Annotated in this window: 20 protein-coding genes; 10 read left to right on the top strand and 10 right to left on the bottom strand. The window is 55.6% G+C overall.

Annotation, left to right across the window (positions count from 1 at the left end):
* The first annotated feature begins 33 nt into the window (after window positions 1-33).
* A complete protein-coding gene (locus MIM_RS20395; RefSeq protein ID WP_025374612.1) occupies window positions 34-1,389 on the top strand; it encodes an amidase in 1,356 nt (451 codons plus the stop codon).
* Window positions 1,390-2,203: 814 nt separating this feature from the next.
* Here the strand turns inward: MIM_RS20395 and ssb are convergent.
* On the bottom strand, window positions 2,204-2,701 hold the full coding sequence (gene ssb, locus MIM_RS20400; protein WP_025374613.1) for a single-stranded DNA-binding protein: 498 nt from the start codon (window positions 2,699-2,701) through the stop codon (window positions 2,204-2,206).
* A gap of 91 nt (window positions 2,702-2,792) precedes the next feature.
* Complete coding sequence (locus tag MIM_RS20405; RefSeq protein ID WP_025374614.1) at window positions 2,793-4,010, bottom strand: MFS transporter; 1,218 nt, start codon at window positions 4,008-4,010, stop codon at window positions 2,793-2,795.
* 114 nt (window positions 4,011-4,124) lie between these two features.
* Here MIM_RS20405 and uvrA point away from each other — a divergent pair, with 114 nt between their 5' ends.
* On the top strand, window positions 4,125-6,980 hold the full coding sequence (gene uvrA, locus MIM_RS20410) for an excinuclease ABC subunit UvrA (protein ID WP_025374615.1): 2,856 nt from the start codon (window positions 4,125-4,127) through the stop codon (window positions 6,978-6,980).
* 16 nt (window positions 6,981-6,996) lie between these two features.
* Here the strand turns inward: uvrA and MIM_RS20415 are convergent, their stop codons facing one another.
* The 5 genes from MIM_RS20415 to MIM_RS20435 form a co-directional block, all read right to left on the bottom strand.
* Complete coding sequence (locus tag MIM_RS20415; protein WP_025374616.1) at window positions 6,997-8,637, bottom strand: acyl-CoA synthetase; 1,641 nt, start codon at window positions 8,635-8,637, stop codon at window positions 6,997-6,999.
* Between the two features lie 47 nt (window positions 8,638-8,684).
* Window positions 8,685-9,527, bottom strand: coding sequence for a response regulator transcription factor (locus MIM_RS20420; protein ID WP_025374617.1), 843 nt, complete (start codon window positions 9,525-9,527; stop codon window positions 8,685-8,687).
* Window positions 9,528-9,704: 177 nt separating this feature from the next.
* Window positions 9,705-10,835: a deoxyguanosinetriphosphate triphosphohydrolase gene (locus tag MIM_RS20425; protein ID WP_025374618.1), complete on the bottom strand. Its 1,131-nt coding sequence runs from the start codon at window positions 10,833-10,835 to the stop codon at window positions 9,705-9,707.
* A gap of 3 nt (window positions 10,836-10,838) precedes the next feature.
* Window positions 10,839-11,972, bottom strand: a complete 1,134-nt coding sequence (gene aroB / locus MIM_RS20430; protein ID WP_025374619.1) for a 3-dehydroquinate synthase — start codon at window positions 11,970-11,972, stop codon at window positions 10,839-10,841.
* 23 nt (window positions 11,973-11,995) lie between these two features.
* Window positions 11,996-12,562: a shikimate kinase gene (locus MIM_RS20435; RefSeq protein WP_025374620.1), complete on the bottom strand. Its 567-nt coding sequence runs from the start codon at window positions 12,560-12,562 to the stop codon at window positions 11,996-11,998.
* Window positions 12,563-12,770: 208 nt separating this feature from the next.
* Here MIM_RS20435 and MIM_RS20440 point away from each other — a divergent pair, with 208 nt between their 5' ends.
* Both MIM_RS20440 and MIM_RS20445 read left to right on the top strand, forming a co-directional pair.
* The gene (locus MIM_RS20440; protein ID WP_042071873.1) at window positions 12,771-15,221 is read left to right on the top strand and encodes a penicillin-binding protein 1A; all 2,451 of its coding nucleotides are present in this window, start codon (window positions 12,771-12,773) and stop codon (window positions 15,219-15,221) included.
* Between the two features lie 88 nt (window positions 15,222-15,309).
* On the top strand, window positions 15,310-15,525 hold the full coding sequence (locus MIM_RS20445; RefSeq protein WP_025374622.1) for a hypothetical protein: 216 nt from the start codon (window positions 15,310-15,312) through the stop codon (window positions 15,523-15,525).
* A gap of 133 nt (window positions 15,526-15,658) precedes the next feature.
* On the opposite strand, the gene cyaY is transcribed toward MIM_RS20445, so the two are convergent.
* Window positions 15,659-15,988: an iron donor protein CyaY gene (cyaY, locus tag MIM_RS20450; protein ID WP_025374623.1), complete on the bottom strand. Its 330-nt coding sequence runs from the start codon at window positions 15,986-15,988 to the stop codon at window positions 15,659-15,661.
* 34 nt (window positions 15,989-16,022) lie between these two features.
* On the opposite strand from cyaY, the gene lptM reads away from it, so the two are divergent.
* The 6 genes from lptM (at window position 16,023) to MIM_RS20480 (ending at window position 22,301) form a co-directional block, all read left to right on the top strand.
* Window positions 16,023-16,286: an LPS translocon maturation chaperone LptM gene (gene lptM / locus MIM_RS23080; RefSeq protein ID WP_144084703.1), complete on the top strand. Its 264-nt coding sequence runs from the start codon at window positions 16,023-16,025 to the stop codon at window positions 16,284-16,286.
* Window positions 16,287-16,592: 306 nt separating this feature from the next.
* On the top strand, window positions 16,593-17,891 hold the full coding sequence (lysA, locus tag MIM_RS20460) for a diaminopimelate decarboxylase (protein WP_025374624.1): 1,299 nt from the start codon (window positions 16,593-16,595) through the stop codon (window positions 17,889-17,891).
* Window positions 17,892-18,278: 387 nt separating this feature from the next.
* Window positions 18,279-19,196 (top strand): TauD/TfdA dioxygenase family protein, encoded by a 918-nt coding sequence (locus tag MIM_RS20465; RefSeq protein ID WP_025374625.1) that lies wholly within the window; start codon window positions 18,279-18,281, stop codon window positions 19,194-19,196.
* 209 nt (window positions 19,197-19,405) lie between these two features.
* Window positions 19,406-20,440: an ABC transporter substrate-binding protein gene (locus MIM_RS20470; protein ID WP_025374626.1), complete on the top strand. Its 1,035-nt coding sequence runs from the start codon at window positions 19,406-19,408 to the stop codon at window positions 20,438-20,440.
* A gap of 3 nt (window positions 20,441-20,443) precedes the next feature.
* Window positions 20,444-21,433 (top strand): ABC transporter ATP-binding protein, encoded by a 990-nt coding sequence (locus MIM_RS20475; protein ID WP_025374627.1) that lies wholly within the window; start codon window positions 20,444-20,446, stop codon window positions 21,431-21,433.
* Complete coding sequence (locus MIM_RS20480; protein ID WP_025374628.1) at window positions 21,408-22,301, top strand: ABC transporter permease; 894 nt, start codon at window positions 21,408-21,410, stop codon at window positions 22,299-22,301. The genes MIM_RS20475 and MIM_RS20480 overlap by 26 nt, the downstream gene beginning before the upstream one ends.
* A 222-nt stretch (window positions 22,302-22,523) precedes the next feature.
* Here the strand turns inward: MIM_RS20480 and ccsB are convergent, their stop codons facing one another.
* Window positions 22,524-23,876, bottom strand: coding sequence for a c-type cytochrome biogenesis protein CcsB (ccsB, locus tag MIM_RS20485; RefSeq protein ID WP_025374629.1), 1,353 nt, complete (start codon window positions 23,874-23,876; stop codon window positions 22,524-22,526).
* Window positions 23,877-23,884: 8 nt separating this feature from the next.
* The gene (locus MIM_RS20490; protein ID WP_322786665.1) at window positions 23,885-25,993 is read right to left on the bottom strand and encodes a cytochrome c biogenesis protein ResB; all 2,109 of its coding nucleotides are present in this window, start codon (window positions 25,991-25,993) and stop codon (window positions 23,885-23,887) included.
* Between the last annotated feature and the right edge of the window lie 27 nt (window positions 25,994-26,020).

Below are 26,020 nucleotides of genomic sequence, written 5' to 3' on the forward strand. Positions count from 1 at the left end.
CCGTCAATTTCATTTGCTATTAACGGTTGTCTCATGAATCATTCTGCTTTACCCACCCTGAACGCGCTGTCGCACGCGCTCGATACCGGCTCAACGACCTCGGTCCAGTTGACACAACAAGCCCTCTCACGCGCCAGCAATGGTGAAGGCGCCAAAGTATATACCCGGCTCTTCCAGGAGCAGGCGCTGGCCGCAGCACAGGCAGCCGATACCCTGCGCCAGGCGGGCTTGCGGCGTTCAGTGATTGACGGTCTGCCCGTGTCGGTCAAAGACCTGTTCGATATCCAGGGCAAACCCACACAGGCCGGATCGGTCGTGCTGGGCGACGCGCCAGCTGCGCCCCACAACGCCACGGTGGTACAAAGGCTGATCAACGCCGGTGCTGTTATTACAGGCACCACCAATATGACCGAATTTGCCTACTCTGGTCTGGGTCTGAATCCTCATTACGGGACACCGCGCAATCCGTGGGAACGTAACGTTGGTGAAGGACGCATCCCGGGCGGATCATCGTCGGGAGCGGCCATCTCGGTCACAGACGGCATGGCCGTGGCTGCTATCGGTTCGGATACCGGCGGTTCTGTGCGTATTCCCTCTGCTCTTTGCGGCCTGACCGGCTTCAAACCGACTGCGCGCCGGGTTCCGCAGGAAGGTGTGTTGCCACTGTCTACCACGCTGGATTCCATCGGCCCGTTGGCTGCCAGTGTAGAATGCTGCGCGATACTGGACGCCATCATGACCGGTGAAGCCTACACGCCGATAGCGCCTAAATCGCTCAAGGGCCTGCGCCTTCTGTTCCCCCGCAACGCCGTACTGGATGGTGCCGATGATCATGTTGCTGCAAGCTATGCACAGGTGCTCTCGCAACTGTCGGCAGCAGGCGCCATCATTGTGGAACAGGCCGTGCCATCATTTGACCAGTTGCCTGGCATTAACGCCCAGGGCGGATTCATTGCTGCTGAAGCCTGGGCATGGCATCGTCAATTGATCGCAGACAAGGCCGATGCCTATGATCCACGGGTGGTGTCACGCATACTGCGCGGCAAGCAGATCAGCGCCGCCGATTATATAGACCTGTTGCAGCGCAGGAAAGCGTGGATCCAGCAATTGCAACTGCAATTGGCCGATTACGATGCCATGATCATGCCTACCGTACCGGTCATCGCCCCCACGATTGCCGAGTTGCAGGATGAAGAGGTTTATCACAAAACCAATTTGCTGCTGCTGCGTAATCCCACCTTCATCAATTTCCTGGACGGCTGCGCGGTATCAGTCCCCTGCCATGCACCAGGGACAGCGCCTGTAGGGGTGAGTATCGCGGCGGCCGGTGGGCAGGATCATACTGTTCTGGCTATCGCCAAAGCGGTAGAAACGTTGTTGCACGGTTAGGGGTGAATGAGGATGGGCTTGTGACGGCTTATCCGAGGAGTTTTCGCAGGGTGTAGCCGGATCATCGGGCTATTCCTATGCGATTGAGCGTCATGGTGGCACTGAAGTAATGTCGTGCTTACCGGCCTATGGATACCCTCGGAAAATACGAGGTTGACATGCATAGCACGATTAAGTAAATTAAAACCTGAAATCGGTGGGGGCGAGCCCACCGATCCCTGATTAGTAAGCTGGAGTGCTAAACATGAGCAACGCCAGCACTATACCGATCAGGATAAGTTGTAATACGATATTGCGCATCGTATCCTCCTTATCAGGCAGGGCCCGGCTTCGGTCGGGCCCTTTTACCGTCTGCACTGCCCTTCAGCACAGCACCATTATTTTGATTTTTTCGTTGGTGGCTGCCATCCGTGTTTGATTCAAATTGTCCTTTCGTGATAACCGGCGGCGCAATTCATTACGCGACTACCATCGTTTTATGCATAAGCGAGCGCTTGCACATCCGGCAGATGCACCAGTAGAATATGCCTTATGTTGGCGACCAGGAGCATTATCCGGTCATCATGCCGACCTCTCCTGGCTCTGCATCTATTTTACGTATGGCCATCCTGTGTATACGTAGACGGCCGGTTCGTCATTCTTCACCATTTCCCCCGACGTCTCTGCCCATTGCGATAGTTGCCAGTCCACAGATTGTGACAATATCGTCTACTCGTATCCGTCTTCAAATATATTGAAGCCATAACCACAATAACAAAAACCCCTGCAAGACTATTGACAGGGGTTTTGTTTGCAAAACAGAGAAGGCGCCCGTTCAAAACGGAATATCGTCGTCCATATCCATGATATTGGCCGCAGGTTTTTGCGCCGGACGTTGCTGCTGTTGCGGGGCCTGACGCTGAGGCGCCTGACGTGGTGCAGATGAATAACCGTCATCGCCACCAAAACCGCCGTCATCCATACCGCCGGTACTCTCACGACCACCCAGCATTTGCATCTGGTCGGCGACGATTTCAGTTGAATAACGATCTGCACCGGTATCCTTGTCCTGCCATTTGCGGGTCTTCAGACGGCCTTCGACATACACCGAGCGGCCTTTTTTTAGATATTCACCGGCGATTTCCGCCAGGCGGTTGTAGAACACCACGCGATGCCATTCGGTCTCTTCACGGCGCTCGCCGGAGTTCCTGTCTTTCCAGTTTGAAGTAGTGGCAATGGAGACGTTGCAGATAGCGGCGCCGTCCGGAGAGTAGCGCACTTCCGGGTCGCGTCCCAGATTGCCGACGAGTATGACTTTATTGACTGATGCCATGGTTAAATCCTGACTGTAGGTGGTAATTCGGACAGTATGTTAACTGTCATTACCTGCTTGCACAATTGGCTAATTATAGCCACCGCAGGCTTTACGTAGGTGATTTGAAGCTTCTGGCGGTAAAGAACCAGATGGCAGCCAGGGCCGCGCCCATGAGGAAAACGGCCGATATGCTTGTGTAACGGGCCAGCAGACCGCCTACGGCGCCCCCTGCCGCCACACCCAGCGCCTGAGACATATTATAGAACCCCAGAGCCAGGCCCTTGTGCTCTGCCGGGGCAACGCGCGATACCAGCGACGGCTGCAAGGCTTCCAGAATATTGAATGCCACGAAGTAACCCACGAAGAGTATGACAATGGCGGTAAACGATTGGGTCGCAAAAGCCATGATGGCCATGACAATGGCCAGGCCGGCCACGCTCCACTCCAGGCTTTGCTTGTGCACATGCCGGGTTTCGGTGTAGAAAACGACCGGTACCATAGCCACGAAGGAGGCCAGAATCACGGGCAGATAGACTTTCCAGAGCGTGCCGGTGGTAAAGCCGCCCAGCCCGATCAGCAGCGGCGGCGCCACCACGAAAATGGACATCAGGATACAGTGCAGGCAAAACACGCCAAAATTCAGGCGCAAAAGGTCACCGTTTCTCAGGACATCACGCGGACGCGACTGTATCGCCGGCACCTGCAGGGGCACCACCGGCACAATGAAGGTGGCCAGCAGCAGGCTGACAAAACCCAGCAGGGAAATAACCCAGAACAGGCCTGACAGGCCGCCGATTTCAACCAGCAGGGGCGACAGCACCAGTGCCAGGGCAAAGGAAATGCCTATGGAGCCGCCCACCATCGCCATGGCACGGGTACGTACTTCCGGGCGGGTTGCGTCTGCCACCCAGGCGGTAATGGCTGCGGAAATGGCCCCCAAGCCCTGAATAGAGCGACCAACGACCACGCCAGTGACCGAATCGCTCAGGGCGCAAATGATGCCACCGATAATAAACAGCACCATTCCACCAATAATGACCGGGCGGCGTCCAAAGCGGTCGGACGCCATGCCCAGTGGAATCTGCAGAATCGCCTGCGTGAGGCCATAGGCACCAATTGCTGCCCCCACCAGGGCCGCGTTGCTGCCGCCCGTCAGGGTTTTGGCCGCATCGGCAAAAACCGGGGTGAGCAGGAACAGGCCCAGCATGCGGACCGCAAACAATAGCGCCAGCGTCGTGCTGGCACGGCGTTCTGTAGGCGTAAGTTTCAGTTTAGCCGGTTTGGCACTCTCTGCCTGAACGGGTTGACTTGGCGCAGCGGAATTCATTCAGCAAATAAAAAGACAAAGTGGGGGGAAGGTATAACTGGTGTTGACACCTGCGTTATAGTAATGGATTAGTCCGAGAAAAACCCAGTTCGTTCAACAGGAAAAGATAATTTCATGGATGCTATCCGCATTCGCGGTGCCCGTACGCATAATTTAAAAAATGTGTCGCTTGACCTCCCCCGTCATAAACTGGTGGTGCTAACCGGCCTGTCTGGTTCGGGCAAGTCTTCCCTTGCCTTTGACACATTGTACGCAGAAGGGCAGCGCCGCTATGTGGAAAGCCTGTCGGCCTATGCCCGGCAGTTCCTGCAATTGATGGATAAACCTGACGTAGACCTGATAGAGGGACTCTCGCCAGCCATTTCCATTGAACAGAAAGCCGCCGGTCATAATCCCCGCTCTACTGTGGGGACGATTACCGAGATTCACGACTACCTGCGGCTGTTGTACGCACGAGTGGGCACGCCCTACTGCCCCGTCCATGGCGAACCCCTGCAGGCGCAGTCTGTGGCGCATATGGTGGACCATATTCTGGCCATGACCGCCGATACCCGCATTGCCATTCTGGCCCCCATCGCCCATGAACGCAAGGGCAGCTATGAAGACGATTTTGCCCAGTTGCAGGCCCAGGGCTTTGTACGGGTGCGCATTGACGGCCAGATGACCGAGCTGGAGCCTGCACCGGTTCTGAACAAAAACGAAAAGCATTCGATTGATGTGGTCATTGACCGCCTGCGGGTGCGCGAAGAAAGCAAGCAGCGCCTGGCCGAAAGTATCGAAACGGCGCTTAAGCTGGCAGACGGCCGCGTGCTGGTGCTGGATATGGACAATGACCGCGAACAGCCGTTTTCCATTCGCTATGCCTGCCCGATCTGTAATCACGCTCTGGCCGAGCTGGAGCCGCGCCTGTTCAGTTTTAACAACCCGGTGGGCGCCTGTCCGACCTGCGATGGCCTGGGGCATACCTGGTTCTTTGATCCGAAACGGGTGGTCGCCTTCCCTACCCTGAGCCTGTCCAGCGGTGCGATCAAGGGCTGGGACAAGCGCAATGCATTTACGCATTCACTGTTAACCAGTCTGGCAGCGCATTACGAATTCGATATGGATACGCCCTTCGAAGAACTGCCGCCAGCTATCCAGAAAACAGTGTTGTACGGCTCGGGCGATGAAGAAATTTCATTTGTGTACCTGAACGATAAGGGTCGCGGTTCGGTCAAAAAGCACGCTTTCGAGGGGATTATTCCCAATCTGGAGCGACGCTGGAAGGAAACCGACTCCAATACGGTGCGTGAAGAGCTGGGCAAGTACCGCAGCCTGCAGGTCTGCCCCGACTGTGGCGGTTCACGTTTGCGTGAAGATGCCCGGCATGTGCTGATCGGTAACGAATCACGCGGCGGCTCGCGCTTAGGGATGGCGATTTTTGAAGTGGAGGCGATGGCGCTGTCCGAATGCCTGCACTGGTTCGAAAATCTGAACCTGACCGGATCCAAACAGGAAATTGCCGACAGGATTGTGCGGGAAATACGCGCCAGGCTTGAGTTTCTGAACAATGTGGGCCTTAATTACCTGTCGCTGGACCGCAGTGCCGACACCATTTCCGGCGGTGAGGCCCAGCGTATCCGGCTGGCCAGCCAGATCGGATCGGGGCTGACCGGCGTTATGTACGTGCTGGACGAGCCCTCTATCGGCCTGCACCAGCGCGATAATGACCGGCTGATCCAGACCCTGGCGCATTTGCGTGACCTGGGCAACAGCGTGATTGTGGTCGAGCATGATGAAGACATGATCCGTTCGGCAGACTGGGTGGTAGATATGGGACCGGGCGCAGGCGAGCATGGCGGCCAGGTTATTGCCTCGGGTACGCCGGATCAGATTGCCAATGATGATGCATCGCTGACCGGAGCCTACCTGAGCGGACGTCTGCGCATTCAGGCACATAAGCCGCGCATGCTGGATAAGGAACAGGTGTGGCTGCAGATCAATGGTTGCTCCGGCAACAATCTGAAAAAGGTTGATCTGCGCGTGCCTGCAGGCAAGCTGGTGTGCGTCACCGGTGTGTCCGGTTCCGGTAAATCCACCCTGATCAACGACACACTGGCAACGCTGATGGCGCACGAACTGCACCGCGCCCAAACCGAGCCGGCGCCGTATACGTCAGTGGACGGACTGGATCACTTTGACAAGATCATCAATGTGGATCAGAGCCCTATCGGACGGACGCCCCGCAGTAACCCGGCCACGTATACCGGGCTGTTTACACCTATCCGCGAGCTGTTTGCCGGTACGCCGGAAGCCCGCACCCGTGGCTATGATCCCGGGCGGTTTTCCTTCAACGTGAAGGGTGGCCGATGCGAGAGCTGCCAGGGCGACGGCGTTATCAAGGTTGAAATGCACTTCCTGCCGGATATGTATGTCCCTTGTGATACGTGCCATGGCAAACGCTATAACCGTGAAACGCTGGAGATCCGCTACCGTGGTCGCACCATCAGTGATGTGCTGGACCTGACAGTGGAACAGGCGCTGGAATATTTCAGTGCGGTGCCGGTGATCAACCGCAAGTTGCAGACGCTGATGGATGTAGGTCTGAGCTATATTCGGCTGGGCCAGTCTGCCACCACGCTCTCGGGTGGAGAGGCGCAGCGGATCAAGCTGTCTCTGGAGTTGTCCAAGCGCAGCACCGGCAAGACCATGTATATTCTGGACGAACCCACCACCGGTCTGCACTTTGCCGATATTGCGCTATTGCTCACGGTGATCAACCAGCTGGTTGATGCGGGTAATACAGTTGTGGTGATTGAACACAATCTGGATGTGATCAAGACTGCCGACTGGATTATTGATATGGGCCCCGAAGGCGGCCAGGGTGGCGGACAGGTCGTCGCGACCGGGACGCCGGCCGATATTGCTGCCAGCCCGAAGAGCCATACCGGACGTTATCTGAAGCCGTTGCTGGAAAGAGAGAAGGTTTGAGCAGCCCCGTTTGTGATTACCCGGCAGTCTCGGTGTAGTTGCGCAGTTCCTTGCGAATGATTTTTCCGGTGGTGGTCATGGGCAGCGCGTCGACAAAATAAACGCGGCGTGGATATTCATGCGCTGCCACGCGCGTTTTGACGTGTTCCTGGATATCTTTTTTCAGCGCGTCCGATGGCTCTACGCCTTCATTCAGAACAACAAACGCAGTAACCGCTTCGGTCCGTTCATCATCGGGCAAACCCACCACGGCAACCATACTGACCTGCGGATGACCCAGAATGCAATCTTCGATGGGGCCGGGACCAATGCGATAACCCGCGCTGGTGATCACGTCGTCATTGCGGCCGACAAAACGGAAAAAGCCCTCTTCATCGCGTACGCCCACATCGCCCGTTACCAGAAAGTCGCCGGCGAATTTTTCCTGCGTGGCCTCTGGGTTATTCCAGTAGCTCAGGAACATAACCGGATCGGGACGCCTGACGCCGATATTGCCTTCTGCACCATCGGGCAGGATATCGCCCTGATCATTAACAATCTGTATATCGTGGCCAGGCACAGCCTTGCCCATACTGCCTATTTTGGGTTCGAACAAGTCGGCGCAGGACGACACCAGCATATTGCATTCGGTCTGCCCGTAAAACTCATTGATGGTAATGTCCAGATTGCGCCGGCCCCAGTCGATGAGTTCCAGCCCCAGGCTTTCGCCGCCGCTGGCAATGGAGTGCAGCGCCAGCGGCCAGCGGTCTCGCGGATTTTCCAGCCGACGCAACATTTTGAGTGCCGTTGGCGGCAGGAAGGTGTGGGTGACCTGGTGCCGCGACATGATGTCAAAAGCAGCTTCGGCAGTGAATTTGGCGAAGCGGCAGGCCAGCACGGGGATACCGTGATGCAATGACGGCATCAGGACATCAAAAAGACCGCCAATCCACGCCCAGTCTGCCGGGGTCCACATGACTTTGGCATGATCGGGAAAGAAATTGTGGGACATTTCAACGCCGGGCAAATGTCCGAGCAGAACCCGGTGCGCATGCAGTGCACCCTTGGGTTTACCGGTAGTGCCGGAGGTGTAAATAATCACCGCAGGATCATCGGCCAGGGTTGGAACCGGTTCAAACGTATCGGGCTGCTGCTGCAATGCAGGCCAGAATGCCAGCGTGATGGGCGCTGCCGGAGTATCCTGTGTGGCATCAATATCTACAACCGTTTGCAATTGCGGCAAAGGTGTTTCAATGCTTGCCAGTTTGGCCACCCCTTCTGCATTGGTAACCAGGGCGCGCGCACCGGAATTGGACAGACGATAGGCTAGTGCATCCGAGCCGAATAGCGAAAACAGGGGAATGGCAATAAGCCCCAGCTTGTAGCAGGCAATGTGCGCAATGGCCGTTTCAATACCCTGTGCCAGCAAAATACCGACCCGATCGCCACGCACGACGCCTGCCTGTTGCAACACATGTGCGAACCGGTTGGAGTAGGCTTTTAACTGGTCGAAGGTGTAATACTGGATGTGGTTGGGCGACTTTTCGTGAATGATGGCAAGACGACCCGTACCGTCTGCCCATTTATCACATACGTCAACACCGATATTGTAATGTTGTGGCACATCCCAGAGCGTAGCCGCCACCGTTGCGGCATAGGTTGCATGGCGTGTAAGCAAGACAGGTCTCCTTTTCTTTTAATTGTATATCGGTTCGCTGTCATTGCTTATACGTCATTGGTGTTTTTCACACTCTCGGAAACCCGTAATTGCCTTGTTTTTCGCCGGTATTCCGACGGTGTCATGCCCTGCACGTTCAAAAATGCCGTTGCGAAATTGGCGGCATTGGAAAACCCCACATCTTCGGCAATGGTGAGCGTACGCAACGATGTGGTGGCCAGCAGGTGTTTTGCCGTGCGCATGCGTAAATCACGAATGTATTCAAACGCACTGCAACCGCAAATATTGTTGAAGGCGCGGTTCAGACGCTTTTTATTCATGGATACCAGCGCCGACAGTTTGGGCAGACTGAGGTCTTCCGCCAGGTTTTCCTGTGCATATTGCATGACGATGCGCACGGCAACTTCGTCATCGCTCACGATGGTATCGGTATTGAGCCCCTTGTCTGGCGCCAGGGGCATTAACGCACTCTGTTGCCGTGCGCCCTGCAAGCGTTGCGAGATACCGGCATGAATACGGATGCGCGCGACGACTTCATCATACGGATGGGACTTGGAAATGAAATCGGATGCCCCGTATTCCAGTGCCTGGATGCGCGTTTGCGGATCATTCAGATCGCTGTAGAAAAGCACGGGAATATCTGTGGTGAGTGTATTGGCTTTGAGCCGCCGGCATAGCGGGATGCCATCCAGCCGTGGCAGATGCAGTTCCGACACAATGACGTCGGGCCGCGTCGTAATGGCTTTTTCGTATCCCTGCAGACCGTCAAATGCAACTGTAATACGGAACGCAGCACTGCGCATGGCCGCAAGCACGCCGTGCAAGCTCTGCATATTGCCGTCGACAAACAGAGCATGGAGGCTGCGCAATGGTAGGGCCGGACTGTCCATAGGATTTCGCTTGACTATCAAATTGAAAATGCGAAATCATTTTCCAACAAGATGCGACGTTCCTATTTTGAAAAAATTCTTGATGTTTTTTGAAAAAAGAATGAATGCAGTTTTTATGAAAATTTCTTAACGTCAGTCAATCCCGTTTACCATTCGTTTGCCGTTAAGTACCTCGGTTTATACGACAAACAGGCGCTTGTATTCCTTGATCGCATAACGATCCGTCATGCCGGCGATATAGTCGGCAATGGCGCGCGCCTGCCTGTTCTTGTCCTCGTGCCGGTAGTCTGCCGGCATCAGCCGGGGATCGTCAATAAATGCCTTGAACAATGACTGCACGATTGTGCTGGCCTTATTGGCCATGCGCATCACCTTGTAGTGGCGGTACAGATTCTGCATGAGAAACGCTTTGAGCGCATCGGCCTGCGTACGCATGTCATCGGAAAACTGCAGCAAGGCAGGCGCCTCCAGGACATCATCACGTGCTTCAATGCGATGGGTGCGCAGATTATCCCTTGTGGTACGCGTCAGATCAACGATGAGTGCATTGATCATGCGGCGGATAATTTCGGCAATACGCCGACGGCCTGTGACGTCGGGAAACAGACGACTTACTTCATCATGATAGGTGGCAAACAGTTGCACCTGGCGCATTTGTTCAATTGTGATAAGACCGGACCGCAGACCATCATCAATATCGTGATTGTTATAGGCGATTTCATCGGCCAGATTGGCCAGTTGCGCTTCCAGCCCAGGGCGCTTGCGGTCGATAAAGCGCTGACCGACTTCACCCAGCTGGCGTGCATGCGATAGCGAGCAATGCTTGAGAATGCCCTCGCGGGTTTCGAACGTGAGATTCAGTCCGTTGAACGAGGCATAGCGTTCCTCCAGCTCATCGACCACCCGCAGGCTTTGCAGGTTATGCTCAAAGCCACCTGCGCCCGGACGCAGTGTTTGCATGGATTTGTGCAGGGCGTCCTGTCCCGCATGCCCAAACGGCGTGTGGCCCAGGTCATGGGCAAGCGAGATGGCTTCGGTCAGGTCTTCGTGCAAGCCCAGATTGCGTGCCACTGCACGGGCTATTTGCGCCACTTCCAGACTGTGGGTCAGGCGCGTGCGGAATAAATCACCTTCGTGATTAACAAAGACCTGCGTTTTATATTCGAGCCGACGAAAAGCGCCACTATGGATGATACGATCGCGGTCCCGCTGGAAAGGGTCGCGCGCAGGATCGGTCTCTTCCGAATGCAGCCGTCCCCTGGAGTGGACAGGATGGGTCGCGTAGGACGCTAACGTGGACTGTGTCATGCTTTACGCCTGTGTTGCAGTCATATCGCGAGTCTGAACAGCGCTGCGATCAATGGCAATGTCACCCACTGTTTCGCTGAGCGTTTCCTGAACCAGATTCAGGGGCGCGGCCTGGACCACTGCCTGGCCGATGGCTGGCAAAAGGACATAACGGATTTCGCCGCCTTCGGTTTTTTTATCGCCCTGCATGAAATCCAGCCAGCTATCCTCGCCAAGATCGGGTGCGATGTCCGGACAGCCAATGGCGCGCACCAGCGCACGCACACGTTCGATGTCGGCAGCCGAAAGGCCCAGCAGCTTGCCCGAGAGCACGGCAGCCTGGACCAGCCCGCAGGCAACCGCCTCGCCATGCAGCCAGGTGCCAAAACCCAGACCGGCCTCGATCGCATGACCGAAGGTGTGGCCCAGATTCAGAATGGCGCGCAGGCCTGTTTCCTTTTCGTCTGCCGAGACAACCTGCGCCTTCAGCTCACAGCAACGCGCGATGGCATAAGCCAGCGTGTCAGCATCCAGCGCCACCAGCTGCGCGACATTGCTTTCGCACCATTCAAAAAAGGCGCGATCCAGGATCAGGCCATATTTGATGACTTCCGCCAGCCCGGCCGACACTTCGCGGGCAGGCAGGGTGCGCAGGACATGAATGTCGATATCCACGCTCACCGGCTGATAGAACGCGCCGATCATGTTTTTGCCCAGCGGGTGGTTAACCGCCGTCTTGCCGCCCACCGAGGAATCAACCTGGGCCAGCAGCGTGGTGGGAATCTGCATATAGCGAATGCCCCGCATATAGGTTGCCGCCGCAAACCCGGCCATGTCGCCGATAACACCGCCGCCCAATGCCAGAATGACGGCACGGCGGTCCAGTTTTTCGCTGAGCATGCGGTCATAAATGGTATTGAGAGTGTCGAGCGACTTGAAGGATTCGCCATCGGGCACGATGATGGTAAAAACCGGTTTGTTCAGGTCTGCCAGGGCCTGACGCAGTGCGTTGCCATACAGCCCGTCAACGACAGGATTGCTGATGATGACCAGCCGAGTGGCATTGGCCGGGACGGAATCCGCGACGTGTTGCAGGCGGCCCGGCGCAATATGAATAGGGTATTGTCCTGCAGATGTGGCGACATGAACAGGAGCCATCGGTTTCGAAGCCATCGGTTTGTTTAACCTCGTTGTTGGTAGTCTTTCAATAGTTGGTCAATTGCGTCGAGCACCGTATTGATGGAGCCATGGCTGGTTTCAATCGTGAAATCGGCCAGACGCTCATAAATGGGTTCGCGCTGTTTTAACAGTTCAACGATACGCGCTTTGGGATTGGCCGTCAGCAACATCGGGCGATTTTTGTCCTTTGCGACTCGCCGAAAGAGTTCGTCGCTGCCCGCCTTCAGATACAGCACAATGCCGCGTGTGCGCAGCAGTTCCTGATTCTCGGGCGCGACAACTGCGCCGCCCCCGGTCGCCAGGACCAGGTCACGACGCAGGGTGATCTCCTGCAGCACCTGCGTTTCACGACGCCGAAACCCGGCTTCGCCCTCAATATCGAAGATGGTTGGAATACTGACTCCGCAGCGCGCCTCCAGCTCGTGATCCAGATCGAGAAACTCCCGGCCCAGCGAGCGGGCCAGGCCGCGGCCGATCGTTGTTTTGCCGGCGCCCATCATGCCGATAAGGAAAATGGGCGCCTGCCCGGTATGGCGGACAGGGGAATTGTCCTGTTCTGTATGCTGCATGTACGTATAAAGGTTTTTCTCCCGGTTACGCCGGGGCGTGAAAATACAGAGGTTCGGTGACCCTTGTCAAAGAAATGACACCATGTTTTCAAGTATTTGTCGTATATTTGTTGCAACATAGCACATGTACACCACACAGCACAATTCAGTTACAGAAAGAGCCGAAAATTTCAGCTTTTCCCGGCAGAAGGGATTAAAATTGCCTGCGATGAGTACACCTAAACCCAACTCCCCTCGTAAAACTGTGCAGCGCTCGAGCGCAGGCTCGCGCATAGGCCGGTTCCTTTTTCAATCCATCATATTCTGCATTGGCCTGGGGCTTTGCGGTTTGTTGCTGGGTACCCTGGCCGTTGCGCTAACCTGGCCGAATCTGCCGGATCTGAAGGCGATGACCGATTATCGCCCGCGGGTGCCGTTGCGCGTTTACACGGCAGACAAAATCCTGCTGGCCGAATACGGTGAAGAGCGCCGGAATGTATTGCGCTTCAACGAAATTCCCGATGTGATGAAACATGCGTTGCTGGCGGCAGAAGATGATAACTTCTACAACCACGGCGGGGTTGACTGGTCTGGTGTAGGCCGTGCGGTTATTGCAAACGTGGTTTCCGGTGCCAAGGCGCAGGGCGCCAGTACCATTACCATGCAGGTAGCACGAAATTTCTACCTGTCCTCGGAAAAGTCCTTTATCCGGAAGTTCTACGAACTGATGCTCACTTATAAGATTGAGCAGAACCTGAGCAAGGACCAGATTCTTGAACTGTATCTGAACCAGATCTATCTGGGGCATCGTTCCTACGGTTTTGCCGCAGCCTCCCGCACCTACTACGGCAAACCGCTGTCAGAAGTAAGTATTGCCGAAGCGGCCCTGCTGGCCGGTATTCCCAAGGCCCCCTCCCGCTTTAATCCGCGCGCCAATCTGAAACGTGCGGTAGCACGCCAGCATTACGTGCTGGATCGCATGGAAAAGCTCGGTTATATTACCCCCGAGCAGCATCAGGAGGCCCTGGCTCAGAAAATCGTTCTGCGTGACAATACGCAGGAAACGCCGGAAACCACCTTTGCCCGTCACGGACAGTACGTCGCGGAGCTGGCCAGGCAGCTCATGTACAACGTCTACAAAGACAATGTATACGGCCGTGGTCTGAGCGTTTACACCACGATCCGTTCGCAGGACCAGGAAGTGGCTTATCACGCAGTGCGTGACGGCATTATGTCGTACACGCGCAGAAAACCCTATCCCGGCCCGGCCGCCCAGGTTGACCTGCCCGCAGGCATTGAGAACAACACGGAACGGTTTGATCTTGCACTTGAAGAGATTCGCAATAAATACCGCGACAGTGATGATCTGGTAACAGCCGTTGTACTCTCGGCCAGTGCCAGCAAAGTCGTCGCAGCGCGCACGCCCGAGCAAATCTATGAGCTTAGCGGCAAGTCTCTGGGCTACGTAAAACGCGCTCTGACCAATAGCGGACCGACTTCGCGCCGGATTCAGCGTGGTTCCGTGATCTATCTGCAGAAAGTGGACAACACCTGGACAATCATCAATATGCCGACGGTCGAAGGCGCGTTCATTTCCCTGAATCCGCAAAACGGCGCAATCGAATCGATGATCGGTGGGTTTGATTTCAACCGGGGCGACTTTAACCGTGTCACTCAGGCCTGGCGTCAGCCCGGTTCTACCTTCAAACCCTTTGTGTACGCAGCAGGCCTTGAGCGCGGCGTTACGCCGGGTACCAATATCTCGGACCAGCCTTTCCATCTGAGTGCGGCGCAGACACGCAGCAAGCCCTGGAGTCCCAAGAACTACGGTAATTCGTACTCCTACAGCCAGACCATGCGTCAGGGCCTGTACAAATCCAAAAACATGGTGTCTATCCGTATTCTGCAAACGGTGGGGCCGGAATTTGCCAGCGAGTTCATCTCCCGCTTTGGTTTTGACCCGGCACGCCAGCCACCCAAAAGCGCATACCTGACCATGGCACTGGGTGCGGGCAGTGTCACGCCGCTGCAAATGGCCAGCGCCTACTCGGTGTTTGCCAATGGCGGTTACCGTGTTAATCCATACATCATTGACTCTGTTGTGGATATTTCCACAGGACGCGTCATCATGAAAGCGCAGCCTGCGATGGCTGGCGACGAAGCCAACCGCGTACTGGATCCGCGTACGGCCTATGTGATGAACGATCTGCTGCGCGGCGTCGCCAAATCAGGCACTGCCGCCAGAACCCAGGCGACACTGAAACGCGGCGACATTGGCGGCAAAACCGGCACCACCAACCAGTCCTACGATGCCTGGTTTGCCGGGTTTACTCCCAAGCTGGTGGGCATCTCCTGGCTGGGCTTTGACCAGCCCAAATCGCTGGGTGACAAGGAAACCGGGGGCGGAGCCGCCATGCCGATCTGGCTCAGCTATATGCAAACTGCCCTCAAGAAAGTACCTGTTACCCCTCCTGGCCCCATACCAGAAGGGCTGGCCAAGGTGGGAGATAACTTCTACTTCTCAGAATTCCCGCTGGGTAAGGCTTTGGCCAACATCGGCGTGTCGGGTGCCGGTCGCGATCCGAACGCGGCCAAGCCAGCCGGCTCACAATCGGGTGATGCCATCGGTAAGGCCCTGGAGTCCTTCAACCCCATGGGTGGGCCACCGATACGGTTTTAGGCGGTCTGAGGCGGTCTGAGGTAGCGGCGAGCAGTCAGATGCTGATAAATGATCTGGCAACGGCTGGCAGTGAGCCAGGAATACTAAAATGACTCATGCATGGACGCGCAAAAAAACGCCCCAAAAGTTGGACATCAATCCAATCTTTGGGGTGTTTTTTATGACGAAGTATGATGAGCAGTTCAAACTGCCAGTAGTTCAGAACGCCGAAGCGAGTGGACAAGGCGTTGCTCGATTACCCAGCAGGCATGCCTATTTTGCAACGCCTTGTCCCGCATCGAATATGCGCGTACCGAATATTTGATATAGCCACCATGTTCGCTGAACAGCGAATGATCTTCCTGACAATCAGATCGTAACGCTGGTCAGCGTATTACACCGCCAAACTTGCGGTCTACAGGATGCTGCGCAGCGCATTTTTTGAAGTGATTGATGGATCAAAGTGCGACCACCAGCGGCTGGCCGATAATCTCGGAAAAAATGCTGCTCAGGTTGTCCTGAAGCGTCGTGCCTGTGCGGGTGTCTACCCAGTTGCTGTTATCGAACTTGTAATGAAAGCCGCCAGAGGGCGCTGCAACCCACATTTCCTGTAACGGTGCCTGACTGTTGACCACTACGTGGGTTTTCTGATTGAATACAATAGTCAGGACCTGGCCGCTACGGCTGGCGTCCAGATCAATATCCAGCGTTTCAAACCAGTTGTCGGCCTGTTCATGGATCTTGTCCAGGATGGCGTCTGCGCGTGCAAGAAATTCTGATTCAGTCATAATATGGTTCTGTAAAAATTTAAAAGGGTGTGCCGTGTCTGCGCCAAGTATAAAACGCCTTGTAGCCTTCATTGTAACCCTCCTTGTTGGGAGTGTGGGTTTAACGGCTTGCGGCTATAAAGCGCCACTGTATCTGCCCACGCCGGAGCAAAAGCAGAAAATGCAGGAGCGCGAAGAACGCATCAAAGCCCGCAAGGCGAAGGCCGAGGCAGAGAAAAAAGCGAAGCAGCAGGCATCCGATGACGCCGCAGCCGCTGGTAAACCTGCCGCCAGCACCGATGCAACCGCTGCACCGTGAGGGCCAACTGCCAATGCACTGCCAGACGGTTACCGTGTAACCTGTCACGTCAGATTGTTGATCGCAAGTGCGGGGGCGCGTGTCACAGCCCGTCTAATAGACGCGGCGCATCGCCTGATCTGAAGCGCCTGTTGCACGATCTGAAGCGCCTGTTGCATTGACTGCGGGACGGCATGTACGTTCCCGCTACACAGGCCGCCCGTGTTCACCATTATGCTATCTGTTGTTAACCCATTTTCTGTCATCTTCGTATGACATCCCCTGTATGACATTCCCTATTAATTGTTTCAATAACTACTGTTTATCATGTCTGAACTGAATGCCCCGGCGGGTGCACCCTTTTTTCACTATGACGGCGCGCAGCTCATGGCCGAGTCCGTTTCTGTTTCCGAACTGGCAGCACGTTTCGGCACTCCGCTGTACGTTTATTCTCGCGCTGCCCTCAAAGCGGCCTGGGAATCCTATGCGCAGCCGCTGACAAACCGCAACGCACTCGTCTGTTTCGGCATGAAAGCCAATTCCAATCTGGCTGTGTTGCAGCAATTTGCGCAATGGGGCAGCGGTTTCGACATTGTTTCCGGCGGCGAGCTGGCCCGCGCCCTAAAAGCGGGTGCCCGGCCCGACACCATCGTTTTTTCTGGCGTGGGCAAGCAGGACTGGGAAATTGAAGCGGCACTGCAGGCGGGCGTTAAGTGCTTTAATGTAGAGTCTACCGACGAGCTGGAACGCATTTCCCTGATCGCAAGCCAGCTTGGCTGCACCGCGCCGGTGTCTCTGCGCGTTAATCCGGACGTGGATGCCAAGACCCATCCCTATATTTCTACCGGTCTGAAGGACAATAAATTCGGCATTGCAATTGAAATAGCCGCAGAGGTTTACCAGCGGGCTGCCGTGCTGCCTGGCATCCGGATTGTTGGCGTAGATTGCCATATCGGATCCCAGATCACACAGATCGAACCGTATCTGGACGCACTCGAACGCCTGCTGAATCTGCTCGATACCCTGGCCGGCCTGGGCATTCGGCTGGAGCACCTGGATATCGGCGGCGGTCTGGGTATTCGTTATCAGGACGAGACACCTATCGCCCCAGCCTTGCTGCTGGACGCGGTGTTCGCCATGCTTGAGAGCCGTGGTTATGACTATTTGCAGCTGGTTCTGGAACCCGGGCGTTCGCTGGTGGGCAATGCCGGCATTCTGGTGACCCGGGTGCAGTACCTGAAACACCATGAGAGCAAGAATTTTGCGATTGTGGATGCGGCCATGAACGATCTGCTGCGCCCCACCCTGTACGACGCCTGGCACGGGGTGCTGCCGGTTCTGTGCCCCACAGACGCCAGCCACACAGCCCAGTCCCGCGTATACGACATTGTCGGCCCGATCTGCGAGAGCGGCGACTGGCTGGCCCGCGACCGCCAACTGCGACTGCAGCAAAATGATTTGCTGGCAATCGAGTCGGCTGGCGCCTATGGCTTTGTGATGTCGGGCCAGTACAACACCCGGCCCCGGTGTGCAGAAGTGATGGTGGATGGGGATCAGACCTATCTGATCCGCCCCCGTGAAACCGTTGAGCAATTGTTCGCTTCGGAGCAGATGCTGCCTGTCTGATAGCGGCTGATGCCAACCAATACGGGCCATTGCCCGAGTGATAAACCAAAGCGAGTGCCCCTCCCGGCATTCGCTTTTTTCTTCAGGGCCAGCGTATAAGAGCCCCTGGACTGTGTGCCACGTGCCGCGCGTCTCACGCCTGTCTATTGCGGCTTCTGTCTGATCCGTCTATACCCCCCGACCCTGCCTGTCGCGCCATAAAGGCCGGTAAGTGCTTTGGATTGCGACTGGTAGCCTGCATCCGCGTTGATACACGCCTGCCGCCTTATTCATTTACGTTACTTTCTTATATCTGGATATATAAATAAGAATTCTCTATTTTACGTATAAAAATTCCTTATATACAGTAGTCATATCTGATCCCCTTTTTTGCTTTTTTGGTTATCTATGTCTGCCGTCTACGCTTCCATTCCGTCAACGCCCAGGTTTTCTGAGCAATCCGCAACGCCTGATTCATCTTTCGAAATCCGGCAGCTGGCTGCCCCCCTGGGTGCAGAAGTGCTGGATCTGAATCTGGATCGTTCGCTGTCGGATGAGGGCTTTGCCCGTATCAGTCAGGCTTTTTCCGATCATCATGTGCTGGTGTTTCGCAAGCAGGACATTACGCCGGCGCAGCATGTGCAATTTAGCCGCCGCTTCGGACCGCTGCAGATTCATGTGCTGCGGCAGTTCCAATTGCCCGGTCATGAGGAGATCCTGCAAATATCCAATATCCGCGAGAACGGCAAGCCGATTGGCCTGGGCGATGCCGGTGCCTTCTGGCATTCCGACCTGTCATATAAGGCAGTGCCCAGCCTGGGTTCGCTGCTGCATGCCCGCGAGTTGCCCGACACGGGTGGCGATACGCATTTTGCCAATATGCATCTGGCCTGGGAAACACTGCCAGCCTCACTGCAAAAGATACTGCTGCCGCTCAGGGCAGAGCACACGTACATCAAGCGTTATGAAGAGCAGCGCGCGAAGGCGCCATGGCGCCCGGCACTGACACAGGCGCAACTGGATGAGGTGAAGCCTGTGGTGCACCCGGTGGTCACAACGCACCCTGACAACGGCCGCAAGACGCTGTTCGTGAACGAACACTTTACCTCGCGTATCGTTGGCTTGCCGCAGGATGAGAGCGACGATCTTCTGCAGCAGCTGTTTGCGCATAGCATCCGCCCCGAATTCATTTATACCCATAAGTGGCAGGAAGACGATATGGTTTTCTGGGATAACCGTTCTGTCATTCATTTGGCAGGCGGTACCCCCGACGATCAACGTCGCCGCCTGAACCGGACAACGGTGGAAGGAACGGTACCGGTTTGATTGAGCACAATGGGTGGCTGGCAGCGCGGTCTGTCTGCCTGGATTGACCCAGGCGGCTGAGCAGATCGTTCAATACCGCAGGAGTACCTGACACACCGGCCTCATCCGGCTCCTATCCCACCCAGCCAGCTATCCATAGCCAGTTTGCTGCCTGACAGCGACGGCCAATAACAACACTTGCAATATTCACTTTACCCAGAGAGCTCATCATGATGACCAGATCCGCCCAAGGCCCGTTACGTTTTCTGTCAATACGCAACACAGCACTCGCGCTTTCGGCCTGCGCGCTGGTAAGCACAACGGCGCACGCCGAAGGCCAGCTGCGCATTGCTGAACAGCACGGCATCGTCTACCTATTGCTGCAAGTAGTGCAGGATCAGAAGCTGATTGAAAAGCACGGTAAAGCTGCTGGCCTGGAGATCAAACCGCAATGGGTCAAACTGTCGGGTGGCGCGGCCATTAATGATGCCCTGCTATCCGGTTCAATCGATATTGCCGGCGCCGGTGTTGGCCCGCTGCTGACCATCTGGGATAAGACCCGCGGCAAGTACAATGTTAAAGGTGTCGCCTCTTTGGGTAATTTTCCATATTATCTGATCAGCAATAACCCGGACGTTAAAACCATTGCCGACTTCAGCGACAAGGACCGTATTGCCTTACCGGCAACCACGGTTTCAGTTCAGGCGCGCATATTGCAACTGGCCGCCTCCAAGCAATGGGGCAAGGAAGAATTCAAAAAACTGGACAGGCTGACGGTGACCCTGCCGCACCCTGAAGCGACCGGCAGCATCATCAAAGGTGGTACAGAAATCAACGCGCACTTTGCGACACCGCCCTATCAGGAGCAGGAGCTCAAGGGCAACAAGGATGCGCATATCGTGTTGAAATCCTATGATGTGCTGGGTGGACCCTCCACCTCCACCGTACTGTATGCCACAGAGAAGTTTCGCCAGGACAACCCTAAAACCTATGGCGCCTTTATCGCATCACTGAAAGATGCTGCGGCCTTTATCAAGGCCGATCCGGAAGGCGCAGCCGATGCGTATATTCGTACCGCGAAAAGCAATATTGACCGCAATTTGCTGATTGAAATCATCAAAAATCCCGATATCGAGGTCAAGCTGGCGCCTGAGAACACCTTCCCGCTGGCCGAATTCATGGCCGAAGTGGGTGCCATCAAGAACCGTCCTGCGTCCTATCAGGATTACTTTTTTGATGATGAACACAACCATAATGGCAGTTGACATATGGCACATGTATTGAAAAACTCCTCATTACGCTTGTCTGCCGCTGCAGCAGAACCGCTGCAACAGGTGCCGCGTAACGTTCAGAGAGCTCCTGTTGGTTCGGTGGAGCCCACACCTTCGCAGCGCGGCGATACATTGCAGTCTGCCCGGCTGCCGGAGGCGCTGCTGCGTGCACAACAGGTGAATCTGCAGTACCAGACCGATAAGGCAATCGTCCAGGCAACGCGTGACGTTAGTTTTTCTATCTACAAAGGCGACCGCTTCATTTTGCTGGGCCCGTCCGGTTGCGGCAAATCCAGTCTGCTCAAAGCAGCGGCGGGTTTTATCAAGCCGCGCTCCGGTTCCTTTACCCTGAATGGCAAAGCCATTTCCGGGCCCGGCCCTGACCGCGTGGTGGTGTTTCAGGAGTTCGATCAGCTCGCCCCCTGGAAGACGGTACTGCAGAATGTCGTCTTTGCCCTGCGCGCCTCGCGTACGCTGAACAAAGTGCAGGCAAAAGAACGGGCCGAACATTATTTGCACCGCGTCGGCCTGGGCCGCTTTCTGCATGCCTATCCGCATACGCTGTCGGGTGGCATGAAGCAGCGCGTCGCGATTGCGCGCGCCCTGGCAATGGAACCGGCCATATTGCTGATGGACGAACCGTTCGCTGCACTGGATGCGCTTACCCGACGCAAAATGCAGGAAGAATTATTGCAATTGTGGGATGAAACCCGGGTCACACTCATGTTCGTGACCCATTCAATAGAAGAAGCCCTGATTCTTGGCAACCGGATTTTGCTGTTGTCGCCGCATCCGGGCCAGGTGCGCGCGGAACTCAACAGCCATCAATTCAATATGGACAGTGCAGGCAGTGAGGCGTTTCAGGCGGCCACACAGCGTATTCATCGCCTGCTGTTCGAAGAAGCAGAAGCGGTGACGACCGAACACGCCAGCAATCACCCAGGCATTACAGAGTCCGCATATGAGCCAGCCCAGTCTACATATTGAACCACCTATCCGCCCGGAGTTCGAATATCCGCTCTCTGCGCTGAGGCCGGCGACACAGGCCGAATCGATTCGTGAACCGTTAAGCCTGGCGCAGCGCCTGCTCAATCATGATGGTGTGCGCAAGATCCTGATTCTGGTTGTGCTGGCCGTAATCTGGGAAGTCGTTGGTCGCTGGCAGGACAATGAGCTGCTTCTACCCACCTTCGGCGCCACCCTTGGCGCCATGTGGGCTGACCTGATCAACGGTGAGTTACCGGCCCGCATGGCGATCTCGCTGTCGGTACTGCTGCAAGGCTATGCGCTGGGCGTGATCTTTGCTTTTTTTCTGACCACATTTGCCATATCCACCCGGCTGGGGCGGGATATTCTTTCCACCCTTACGTCCATGTTCAATCCCCTGCCGGCCATTGCCCTGCTACCGCTGGCACTGATGTGGTTCGGGCTGGGTACCACCAGCTTATTGTTTGTACTGATTCATTCGGTCATGTGGCCGCTGGCCCTGAACACCTTCGCCGGCTTTCAGAGTGTGCCGCAAACGCTGCGCATGGCAGGACAGAATTATGGTCTGCGCGGCCTGCGGTTTGTCTGGCAGATCCTGATTCCGGCCGCGCTGCCTTCTATCGTATCCGGTCTGAAAGTGGGCTGGGCCTTTGCCTGGCGTACGCTGATCGCGGCAGAAATGGTCTTTGGCGCCTCCTCCGGTCAGGGCGGGCTGGGCTGGTATGTTTTTCAGCACAGGAATGAACTGGAAACCGCGCAGGTATTTGCCGGGCTGGTGATGGTCGTGATCCTGGGCCTGGTGGTTGAAAACCTGGTCTTTACCACCCTGGAGAAACTGACGGTACGACGCTGGGGGACGCAGCAGTAGCCGGCGCAGGCATCCGTTGCCAGACCGTATCGTGCGCGCATGACTGAGCGACAGAAAACGCGTGAACGAATTGAAGCGTTGAAGAGTTGAAGAGTTGATGCAGTGATGCAGTGATGCAGTGATGCAGTGATGCAGTAACGATTTTCCCTGTTGGGATACCCGATTGCAATATAACCGGGTATCCCTTTTTTTTGCCCTGCGACACGAGCCGCAGACGGTGACTTAGAGCTCGCCGTAGGAGTGCAGGCCTGACAGGAAGATATTAACGCCCAGGAAGGCAAAGCTGGTGATAACCAGACCAATCAGTGCCCAGTAGGCCGCGAAGGTGCCGCGCATGCCTTTCATCAGGCGCAGGTGCAGCCAGGCTGCATAATTGAGCCAGACGATGAAGGCCCAGGTTTCTTTCGGGTCCCATTGCCAATAGGTGCCCCAGGCATCGGCAGCCCAGAATGCGCCCAGAATGGTGGCCACGGTGAAAAAAGCAAAACCGATGGAGATGGAGCGGTACATAATGTCGTCCAGCACTTCCAGTGGCGGCAATTTGGCGGCAATCACGCGACGTCCGAGCAAAATGGCCGCGACAATAGCCAGGCTGACCAGAAAGTAGACGAACCAGAAGCCCATATTGTCTTTGTCACGGAAAATAAACAATTCCGACACCATGGCCCCCCCCACAAATAATAGGGGAATCATGGGTTTCCAGCTGCTGGTAGCGCCGTGCTGCTTAACCAGATAGGCAAAACCCACCATAGCCGACAGGGCAAAGGAACCATAGCCGATGAAATTGGCCGGCACGTGCAGTTTCATCCACCAGCTGCGCAGTGCGTTGTTCAAGGGCGTAATCACCGCAGCATCGCGCTCGAATGTGTACCACAACAGGAAAATCACCGCAGAAGAGATAACCAGCAGCACAAAGCCACCCAGGGCGCGGGTGTTATAGCGTTTCTCGTAATACAGGTAGAACAGGGCCGTGATCAGACAGAACAGTACGAACACTTCATACAGATTGCTGACGGGAATGTGTCCCATGTCGGGCGCGATCAGATGACCCTCACGCCAGCGCACCAGCAGGCCGGTAAAACCGGCGAAGACGCCGGCCCAGGTAAGCGCTGAACCCATCCAGGCACCCGTCGTACTGACAAAACCGATCCAGTAGCAGACTGTTGCCATAAAGAACAGAGCGCACATCCACAGGATGGCCGATTGCGAGGACAGCAGATACTTCAGCAGAAAATTGCTTTCCGCATGAGCCAGCTGCCCGTCATAAAGCCATAGGGCCAGACCGGCAGCCAGGGCACAGGCGATCATCAGCTTGCGTGCCGGCCGCCACAGCCAGCCAATCCAGGTGGCTGCGAACGTCATGCCGACCAGAATGGCTTTCTCGTAATAATCCATCGAATCGGGATATTGAACGATGGCGTAGACAGCCCCTGCCAGCAACACCAGCAGGAATAATATGTCCGAAAAATCCGGTTTACCGCGCAACACGCGGTTGTCACCGGATTCGGTGATGTTCTTCTCCCAATCGACCAGCTGGTCGGCTGCCCCTGATGCAGTCACAACGGTATTTGACATAATTGCCCCTAGGCTTTTTCGTTGCCGGTAAAGTGATGGCGGAAGCGTTCGAATTCACGATTGAAGTCGAGCGTGCGTTTTTGCGATGTCATGGCCGCCATCATGCGGCTATCCTGATCATCCTGACCGGGTTTGACCCAAATCCAGATACGGCGATCGCGGATGTAGAACATGGAAAACACACCCAATATAAGCAGGATTGATCCCCCATATACCAATAGTTTACCCGGGGAACGCGTGGCCTGCAAAACACTGGCCTGAATGTGCTGAAAGGTTTTCAGCTGGAAAAACATGGGTGCAGGGTAATTGGTCAGGTCAGAAACAGCACGCAGCGACAGATCAAACCAGCGCGCCTGGGCCTGAGCGTCCGGCCCGTCGAAGACGATGGGCGCCTGACCATCCCGTTCACGCACCAGATTACGCAATTCAATGGCGCTGAACAACAGATATTCGCGCAAAATCTTCTTCATGGGTTCGCGCAGTTGCTCCGGTACCCGATCTTTTTCCGGCACACCTTCGCCATCCACATATTTATCGATGCCAACAAAACCGTCTGCAGCAAACACGCTGAGTGCACGTTCGGCCAGCTGAACAATAACCGACTTATCAATCCGGCCATCCTGATTCTTTTCTGCGTAGGCTGTTGCCGCTTGCAGGCGCAGCGCCTTGTCATTGAACGCCGCGCGCAACGCCAGAAACTCATTGACCGTACTTTTGCCGTCGGCAGGAATCCGGACATAACGGAACGTCATGTCGCCAGGCACCTGCATACCAATCAGAAAAACCGGCGCCTCTTCAAGCATGACCGGCAGCATGTAGTTATTGAACTTGATGGACTGATTGCGATCATCGGTCAGCGTATAGGACACGCTGGGGCCGATGTTGCGCAGTTTTTTGTCATTTTTGCCGGCAGCGCTGCCGGTCACGGCCAGGATGTCCTCCTGGAATGTTTTGGGACGGGCTGCGCCCGGGTTGGGAGCGGAGAGATCTTCAACGTTGATGGGCTTGAAGTCATCGAAGGTCAGGGTATAGTTTTTGCTCTGACCATTGAGCGTGGTGGTCACAGTGGCCTGCTCACCGACCGCGCCGGACACTTCAAAGGGTGTCGTGTCGCTGCCCGCCAGCGGGTAGCCGTTAACGGAGACCTTGGAGCCTCCATCATGAAAACTGGACTGATACAGGGTAATGCCATGCATCTGAAACGGATGATTGACCTCGATGATTTCGTTGGAGGCCTGGCCCGTTGCTCTGTCGGTAATCGTCACATCGCTGGCAAAGCGCTTGGGCATGCCATTGGTTTCGTAATACTCGATGATGAATTTATTGAGCTTGATATCGAACGGCAGCATTTGCAGATACTGCCCGCCGCTGAGCGCCAGAATGCCGGTGTTGGATGAATTGCCTTCTGCGATGGAGACATTACCGCGAAAGCTGGGATTGCCTGGCGAAAACCGCGCCGACTCAGGCACATCGGATACATAGCGGGCGCTATCAGGAATAGGCTGTTTGTGGCCTAGCCAGATTTGCAGACGGTTGGGCAACTCGCTGTCGAGCAGCCCGCCGATACAGACAATCACAATGGCCGAATGCGCAAAAATATAGCCCAGCCGATTGGCACTGCCCTTTTTGGCTGCCAGCAACGTGCCGCTGGCATCGGTTTTTTCTTTGACCGCGTAGCCTTCCTTTTTCAGCCAGCCCCGGACGTGCGCCAGTGAGGTCGCAGATGTCTGACCCGTCTGGATATCAAAGCGATGGGGAAAGGCGCGCAGGCTGCCTTCGCGGATATATTCGCGAAACGAGCGCATGTCCTTGATCATTTTGGGCGCATTACGTATCACGCATATACTGGTAGACACCACCAGAAAAGCCATGATCAGCAGGAACCACCAGGTGTTATAGACTTGCGCGACGCCAAATTTGCTGAACACGGCATACCAGTACATACCGAATTGGTCGGTGTAGGTCAGTTCGGGCTGGCTTTGCTGCAGGACAGTGCCGATAATGCTGGCCACGCAGATAAACATGAGCAGGCTCACTGCAAAACGCATGGAGCCAAGCAATTCAACGAGCTGGGCACCCCAGGCTCTGGTAGTGGGTCTGGATATTGAGTTTGTCATAAGAAAAAGGGGCACACGATGCGCGCT

Source organism: Advenella mimigardefordensis DPN7, assembly GCF_000521505.1.
In the GTDB taxonomy this organism is placed as follows: domain Bacteria; phylum Pseudomonadota; class Gammaproteobacteria; order Burkholderiales; family Burkholderiaceae_B; genus Advenella; species Advenella mimigardefordensis.